The following is an 8,112-nucleotide window of genomic DNA, read 5'->3' on the forward strand; positions in this document are numbered from 1 at the left end:
TTTAGGCGACCGATATCACACGGTTCGATGGATTGGCAGCGTAGAGCTCCTCGATCAGCTCGCCGTGATGCTCAAGCACCGCGCGCTGATTGATCGAGCCCTTGTCGGTGACCTCGCCCTTGTCGATCGACAGCGGCGTGTCCATCAGGATCGCGCGCGTGATCCGGGTCGAGGAGCCGGTGGCCGAGGCGAGAAAACGGGTCAGGCGTTCGCGAAAAGCCTCGCGCACCAGGCGATCGCGTGTCGCGACGACGAGATCGTCGGTCGGCAGCGTCGGGTTGATCAGCCGGCAGCCGTCGAGATCGAGCACCACGAGCGCGGAAATCTCGTCGCGGTTGATGCCTGCGATCACCACGTCGCGCACCAGCGGCGCGCAGGCCGCCACGAAGCGCGCCCGCAGCGGGCCGACGCTGACCCAGGTGCCGCTGGCTAGCTTGAAGTCTTCGCCGATGCGTCCGTCGAAATCGAAGCCGGCGTTGAGATCTTCGGGATCGGCGGCCTTGAGCGCATCGCCCATCTTGTAGAATCCTTCCTCGTCGAAGGATTTTGCCGTGATGTCGGGCTGGCGCCAGTAGCCGGGCATCACGTTGGGTCCCTTGGCGCGGATTTCCAGCTTGCCGTTGTTCGGCACGAGCTTGGCGTCGTTGCCCGAGACGGGCAGGCCGACATGACCGGAGCGGCTGGTGCGCGGATTGACCGACATGAAGAACGGCGCAGTCTCGGTGGCTCCAAGGCCGGTCAGCATCGGCACGCGGTAGCCCTTTTCCTTCACCGCGAGTTCGTCGAGGCTGTTCCAGACGAAGGGCGAGAGCGCCGCGCCGGAGAAGAACATCGCATGCAGCCGGTCGAAGAACCTTGCGCGCAGGCCCTGGTCGTCGCGCAGATAGGGCAGCAGCGATTCGTAGCCCTTGGGTACGTTGAAATAGACCGTTGGCGAAATCTCCTGGAGATTGCGCACGGTCTCCTCGATGCCGCCGGGCACCGGCTTGCCGGCGTCCAGATACATCGAGCCGCCGTTGTAGAGCGTCAGCCCGATATTGTGGTTGCCGCCGAAAGTGTGATTCCAGGGCAGCCAGTCGATGATGACGGGCGGCTCGTCCTTGAGAAAGGCGAGCGTCTCGCGCAGCATCACTTGGTTGGCGCAGATCATGCGCTGGGTGTTGATGACGGCCTTGGGGTTGCCGGTCGAGCCCGAGGTCAGCAGGAATTTTGCGATCGTATCAGGGCCGATCCGGCCGTGGACGTCGTCGAGATCGCCGCGGAGCGGCGTTGCCATGAGGTCGGCGAGCAGCGTGACGTCGCGGCCCGGCACGCGACCATAGGACGTCGCAATCTCGGTGCCGAGCGAGACGTTGGCGGCGAGCGCGTCCGCGAACTTGTCGGCGTCGTCGGCGAAGACGAGGCCGGGCGTCAGCAGCTTCATCAGGTAAGACAGCTTGCCGTAATCCTTCGACACCAGCGAATAGGCCGGCGACACCGGGCAGAACGGGACGCCGGCATAGAACGCGCCGAATGCGAGCAGGGCGTGGTCGATCGAATTGCCGGAGAGGATCACGACCGGCCGCTCCGCCGAGAGGCCGCGCGCGATCAGGCTCGAGGCGATGTGCCGGCTCGCGGCGAGCAACTCGGCATACGTGATCTTGCGCCAGAAGCGGCCGCCTTCGCGCTCGGCCATGAAGACGCGGTCCGGCGTGGTATTCGCCCAATGATGCAGGCGATCGGTGATGCGGAGGGGATAGTCGCCGAGCGGCTGCTTCGGCCGCAGGTAAATCGTGCCGTCGTCGCGCCGCTCGATGTTGACGACGGGATCGCCGAAAGAGATGGGCCGCAGCGGGAAAGTGCTCGCGCCGCGCTCCGTGCTGGAAGAGGACGGCTGCGCGTTCATGGCTTCGGCTTCACCTTCGCGGTCTTGTGTTCAAGGAATTCGCGGATCCGGCGCTTGGCTTCCTTGTCGCTCTGCGCGACGGTGGCCATGAGCGATTCCATCAGCAGGCCCGTCTGCGGATTGGCCTCCGCGATCATCGGCAAGGCCTGGAGCACGGCAAAGTTCGTCAGCGGCGCGTTGGAGGCGACCTTGGTCGCAAGCTCCAGCGCCTTGCCGAGCCCGTTGCCGGCCTCCGTCAGATATTGCGCGAAGCCGTAGGACGCGCCCTCGGTCGCGCTATAGACGCGCCCCGTCAGCATCATGTCCATCATCCTGGCGACGCCGATCAGCCGCGGCAGCCGCACCGAGCCGCCACCGCCGACGAAGATGCCGCGCTGCCCCTCGGGCAGGGCGAAATAGGTCGAGGGCTCGGCGACGCGGATATGCGCAGCGCAGGCGAGCTCGAGGCCGCCGCCGATCACGGCGCCCCTGAGCGCGGCGATCACGGGCACGCGGCTGTACTGGATGCGGTCGAACACGCGGTGCCACATCTGGGAATGGAGCAGGCCGCCGGTTGCGTCGTGCTCGGTCAGCTCGGACAGGTCGAGGCCCGAGGAAAAATGATCGCCGATGCCGTGGATGACGACCGCGCCGATATCCTCGGGCAGGGAGGCAAAACACGCGCCGATTTCCAGGATGATGCCGTCGTTGAGCGCATTGCGCTTGGCCGGCCGGTTCAGACCAACGGTCAGAATCCGGTCCGCCCTCTCGATCCGGAGCAGCCCGGACGGGCCCGCGGCAGCGGTCTCGGCGTTTCCCTGTGTCATTTGCGTCCTTGTCAGAATAGTTATGTTGTATAACGAATTCTGGGGGAGTCAATATGGAAGCCGAGCGGCTACCCTCACATTCGGTGTCGTCCCGGGGAAACGCCGGGACCCATCATCCCAGGGAGGAATTTGGCGAAGATTCGTCGTTCGGTACTCTGACCGACCGGCTATCGATGGATTCCGCGGTATGGGTCCCGGCCTTCGCCGGGACGACGAGTGGAGTTTGCAAAGCCGGCGGAGACTTGCTTCTGGCCTCACATCACCTGGTGCACGTCGATCACCACCCGATCCGCATGCCGCGCGGCTGAGCCGACGAAGATGTGCTCCATCAGCCACCGATACTTCTCGTGGCCGGTCTCGAATTTCGGCACGGTGCGGAAGTAGATCAGTTTGGGATCGACCGGCTCGCCGCGCTTGAGCTTTTGCAGCAGCTCGACCGGACCGAAGCGCATGCCCTTGTTCTCGACATAGACGGTCGCGCCGTCCTCGGTCTCGAAGGCGTATTTCGCCTCGAGGTCGATCAGCTCGTTGGGCCGGATGGTCTGGAAATCGGCGCCGAAGGGAAGCACCTTGCCCCTGATCGCGCCCGTCACCTCGCCGCCGATGATCGGAATGATGCGACGGACGCCGATGCCGGTCTCACCGGCGGTGACGACGTCGCCGATGCGGGCGGTGATGGTGAAGACGTACTTTGTTTCGAGGACAGGGGTCGTCATCGCTTCACCTTTCAATGCGCCATCATCCGCGTCGGCAGCCAGGTCGCCAGCAGCGGGAAGGCGATCAGGATCACGAGGCGCAGGAGGTCGGTCGCCACGAACGGGGCTACGCCCTTGAAGATGGTGGAGAATGAGACGCCCTTCACCACACTTTTGATGACAAAGACGTTCATGCCCACCGGCGGAGTGATCAGGCCGAGCTCGACGGTCACGACGATAATGACGCCGAACCAGATCGGGTCGAAGCCGAGATGCATGATGACAGGGAAGATGATCGGCACGGTCAGGATGATCATCGCCATCGCATCCATCAGGCAGCCGAGCGCGAGATACATCACCATGATCAGCGCCAGCACGCCGTAGGGACCAAGGCCAAGGCCGGTAAGCAATTCCGTGACCTTCTGCGGCGTCTGCGTCACCGTCAGGAAATAGCCGAAGATCAGCGCGCCGATCAGCACGGTGAATACTGCGGCCGCGGTGCGCGTCGCCTGCAGCAGCGAGGCCAGCACCTTCTCGCGATCCAGCCGGCCCGTCAGCACGCCGATGATGAAGGCGCCGGTGGCGCCGACGCCGCCGGCTTCCGTCGGCGTGAAGCGCGGCAGGAAGGGTAGCCCATAGAGGCCGCCGATCACGAATATGAACAGCAGCACAGGCGCCCAGATGTCCTTCAGTCCGGCAAAGCGTTCGCGCCACGGTGTCACCTTGCCCTTGGGCAGAAAGTCGGGGCGGAAATAGCCGATCAGGAAGATCGTGAGCATGTACATGGTCATCGCGAGCAAGCCCGGAATGATGCCGGCGATGAAGAGTTTTCCGATGTCCTGCTCGGTGATGATGCCGTACACCGCGAGCACGGTCGAGGGCGGCAGCATCGCACCCAACGTGCCGCCGGCCGCGATCACGCCGGTGGCAAAGGACTGCGGGTAGCCGAAGCGCCGCATTTCGGGATAAGCGACCGCGGAAAAGGTTGCGGCCGTCGCGACCGAGGAGCCGCAGATCGCGGCAAAGCCGCCGCAGGCGCCGACCGTCGCAATGCCGAGCCCGCCGCGCAAATGGCCGACGAAGCCGTTGGCTGCGCGAAACAGCTCGCGGCTCATGCCGGAGTTGCTGACGAAGGCGCCCATCAGCAGGAACATCGGGATCACGCCGAAGGTGTAGTCGGTCACCGTCCGCATCGTGACCTGTCCGACCATCTTCAGGGCCGGTGTCGAGCCGACCAGATAGCTGAAGCCGCACACGCCGACGAGGCCCATGGCCATGCCGACCGGCACGCGCAGCAGCATCAGCGCGAACAGGGATATAAAGCCGATGACGGCGACGGCGTCAGTGCTCATGGTTACTCCGTCACCTTCATTTTCGGTTCATGAATCTCTTCGGGATGGAAGATCAGCCGGTACGTGCGGATCGCGATCAGCAGCACGGCGCAGACGTCGCCGATCCAGGCGACGAGAAAGAAGGGCCATGTCGGCATGTGCAGGTCGAAGGTCTGAACATTGTCGTTGTAGGTCAGCCGGACCTTGTCGAACAGCGTCCAGGTCTGCACCGTGACGACGAACAGCAGCACCAGCGTCGCGAACACGTCGATCATGCGCTGGTAACGCGGCCCGACATTGGCCCAGATCAGGTCCACGGTGATGTGGGTGCCGCGATAGGAGGTCGCGGCGATGCCCCAGAAAATGAGGATGCCGAGCAGCATGCGGCCGATGTCGAAGCTGTCGGGAATCGAATAGTTCAGCGTGTTGCGCAGCAGCACCGACAGGAAGATGTCGAGCGCGACGATGCCGACGAAGCCGGCCGCGATCCATTCGATCGAGTCGATCACGCGATCCATCCAGGCGCGCTTCATGAGTGTGTCCTGTTCAAAAGCTTGACGAGTTCAAGATGCGCCCGCGATCGAGCTGCGCTCCCTCCCCCGCTTGCGGGGGAGGGCTGGGGAGAGGGTGTTTCCGCAACGGGACAATCCCAAGAGGAGAGAGCCCTCACCCGGCGCTTCGCCATAGCCAAGGCCCGGCCTTGGCGTCTCCAGGCGAATGGCCGCCGGAGGCGGCCTGCGCCTCTCCCGCAAGCGGGAGAGGTGCAGCGAGTGCGTGGCCGCAGCTGGGCGTCACTCCGCCAGCGCGTTGTACTTCTTCAGCGAGGCCTTGAGGTCCGCGAGCGCCGCATCAGGATCGGCGCCGGCCTTCTTGGCATTGTCGCCCCAGGTCTTGACCAGCGGCTCGGCAGCCTTCTTCCAGGCGGCGGTCTGCTCGGCCGTCAGCTTGTAGACCTCGTGACCGGATTCCGCCTTCACTTTGGCAATGCCGGCATCCTCGAACTTGCCCCAGTGCTCGCCGACCACGCCCGCCATTTCGACCGTGCAGTTCTTGTCGATCGCGGCCTTCTGCTTGTCGGACATCGCATTGTACTTGTCCTTGTTGATCACGAACACGAAGGTCGTGGTGTAGAGCGGCGCCTCCATGTCGTATTTCGTCACCTTGTCGATGCCGAACAGAACCAGGGAGCCCCAGGGGAAGGTGACGCCGTCGGCGACGCCGCGCTCGATGATGTCGCGCACTTCCGGGGCCGAAGACTGCACATTGGTGCCGCCGAGCGAGGTGACGAAGTTCGCCATGGTGGCGTGCGCCGGGCGGATCTTCATGCCCTTCACGTCCTCAGGGTTGGCGATCTTCTTGGTCTTGGAGTGGAAGGAGGAGGGCGAGTGGACGAAGGCGAGGCAGTATTTGACGTCCTTCATCTCCTTCTCGGCATATTTGCGGTACCAGGCGTCGAGCCCCATCGAGCCGCCCTTGGCGTCCGAGATCAGGAACGGCAATTCCCCGGCGCCGATGATCGGGAAGCGGCCGGGCTGGTAGCCGGGGTTGACATAGGTGACGTCGGCGATGCCGTCGCGCGCCATGTCGTAATGATCGAACGCCTTGCCGAGCTGCTGGGCCGGAAACACCTTGCCCTTGATGGTGCCGCCGGAATCCTTCTCGACCGCGGCGGCCCAGTCCTCCAGCGATTTTTGCAGCGGATGCGAAGCCGGCACCCAATGCGAGATCTTCAGATCGAAGGTCTTGTCCTGCGCGAGCGCAGGGCTCACGCTTGCTGCCAGCAGCAACGCCAGACAGGCTTTTCTCATCACGCGTCTCTCCCTGTTTTCGACGGCGGGCTTCGATGGCCCGGTCTCGTTAATTAACATGTTATCTAATTGGCCGGTGCGTTCAAGCCGGAATCGGCGTGCGCTTTTTGCGCCATCCACGTCAGCCATATTGCATTGATTTGTCGCTGCTCGGGCGACCACCGCTCCCCTTTTGTCCAACAATTATATGATATAATTATCGTCTGTCGGCCTTGGCGACAAGCAGGCCGCGACGAAAGCCTACAGGATCGAGAGGAGCAAGTATTGCGGACAAAAGTCGCAATCATCGGGGCTGGACCGGCCGGATTGTTGCTTGGGCAACTGCTGCACGCATACGGCATCGACAACGTCATCCTGGAGCGGCAGAGCCCGGACTATGTGCTGGGCCGTATCCGCGCGGGTCTGCTGGAGGAGGGAACCGTCGCCCTGCTCGATCAGGTCGGCTCCGGGACTCGGGCCCATGCCGAAGGCTTGGTGCATGAAGGCATCGAACTCGCCTTCTCCGGTCGCCGTCACCGCATCGACATGAAGGGCGCGACCGGCAAGACGGTGATGATCTACGGCCAGACCGAGGTCACGCTCGACCTGATGAATGCGCGCAAGGCCGCGGGTCTCACCTCGGTCTACGAAGCCGGAGACGTGCAGCCGCATGATTTCGACGGCAGTCACCCGCGCGTGACTTACGCCAAGGACGGCGTCACCCACACGATCGATTGCGACTTCATCGCCGGCTGCGACGGTTTCCACGGCGTCAGCCGTGCCAGCGTCCCATCATCCACGGTCGAGGAGTTCGAGCGGGTCTACCCGTTCGGCTGGCTCGGCATCCTCTCGGATACGCCGCCGGTCAGCCACGAGCTGATCTACTCCAACCACGCCCGTGGATTTGCGCTTTGCACCATGCGCTCGACCAAACGCAGCCGCTACTATGTGCAATGTTCGCTCGATGACCAGGTCGACCAATGGCCGGACGACCGTTTCTGGGACGAGTTGAAGCGCCGGCTCGACCAGGAGGCGGCCGACGCCCTCGTCACGGGACCCTCGATCGAAAAGAGCATCGCGCCGCTGCGCAGCTTCGTTGCCGAGCCGATGCGCTTCGGCCGCATGTTCCTGTGCGGCGACGCCGCCCACATCGTGCCGCCGACCGGCGCCAAGGGATTGAACCTGGCTGCCAGCGACGCGCATTATCTGTCGAGTGCGCTGCGCGAGTTCTACGACGAGAGATCCAGCGCCGGCATCGATGCCTATTCCGCGAGGGCGCTGGCACGGGTCTGGAAAGCCGTGCGCTTCTCCTGGTGGATGACCTCGATGCTGCACAAATTCCCCGACACCGGCACCATCGGCGCGCGCATCCAGCTCGCCGAGCTCGACTACGTCACGCAGTCGCAGGCCGCGATGACGTCGCTGTCGGAGAATTATGTCGGGCTGCCGTTCTAGAGCGGCATCGCGCGTTCTCTCAACATCGTCATATGTGGACGGCCCCTATTGGCAAGCACTTTTTGAAATATCGAACGACTTGGTCGGCTTCAGTCATATGTCCGGCCTGTTGGTGCGGGTTTACGACCGCTGGCCCTGATGAAATCCGATTGC

Annotated in this window: 7 protein-coding genes; 1 reads left to right on the plus strand and 6 read right to left on the minus strand. The window is 63.6% G+C overall.

Features of this window, described 5'->3' with window-relative positions; translation table 11 throughout:
* Position 1: 1 nt before the first annotated feature.
* From ACYCVF_RS21215 to ACYCVF_RS21240, 6 genes are all read right to left on the minus strand, one after another.
* A complete protein-coding gene (locus ACYCVF_RS21215) occupies positions 2-1,885 on the minus strand; it encodes a feruloyl-CoA synthase (RefSeq protein ID WP_459599622.1) in 1,884 nt (627 codons plus the stop codon).
* Entirely contained in the window at positions 1,882-2,691 is an 810-nt protein-coding gene (locus ACYCVF_RS21220) for a crotonase/enoyl-CoA hydratase family protein (protein ID WP_459599624.1), read from the minus strand. Before ACYCVF_RS21220 ends, ACYCVF_RS21215 begins: the two co-directional genes overlap by 4 nt.
* 254 nt (positions 2,692-2,945) lie before the next feature.
* Positions 2,946-3,407 carry a DUF3237 domain-containing protein gene (locus ACYCVF_RS21225; protein ID WP_459599626.1) on the minus strand — a complete coding sequence of 154 codons (462 nt, stop codon included), beginning with the start codon at positions 3,405-3,407 and terminating at the stop codon, positions 2,946-2,948.
* An 11-nt stretch (positions 3,408-3,418) separates the two neighbouring features.
* Positions 3,419-4,738 (minus strand): TRAP transporter large permease, encoded by a 1,320-nt coding sequence (locus tag ACYCVF_RS21230; RefSeq protein WP_459599628.1) that lies wholly within the window; start codon positions 4,736-4,738, stop codon positions 3,419-3,421.
* Between the two features lie 2 nt (positions 4,739-4,740).
* Entirely contained in the window at positions 4,741-5,250 is a 510-nt protein-coding gene (locus ACYCVF_RS21235; RefSeq protein ID WP_459599630.1) for a TRAP transporter small permease, read from the minus strand.
* A gap of 258 nt (positions 5,251-5,508) precedes the next feature.
* Complete coding sequence (locus tag ACYCVF_RS21240) at positions 5,509-6,525, minus strand: TRAP transporter substrate-binding protein (protein WP_459599632.1); 1,017 nt, start codon at positions 6,523-6,525, stop codon at positions 5,509-5,511.
* A 264-nt stretch (positions 6,526-6,789) separates the two neighbouring features.
* Here ACYCVF_RS21240 and pobA point away from each other — a divergent pair, with 264 nt between their 5' ends.
* Positions 6,790-7,959 carry a 4-hydroxybenzoate 3-monooxygenase gene (gene pobA, locus ACYCVF_RS21245; protein ID WP_459599634.1) on the plus strand — a complete coding sequence of 390 codons (1,170 nt, stop codon included), beginning with the start codon at positions 6,790-6,792 and terminating at the stop codon, positions 7,957-7,959.
* Positions 7,960-8,112 lie beyond the last annotated feature (153 nt).

The sequence above is a fragment of the Bradyrhizobium cedriense genome, from assembly GCF_054602315.1.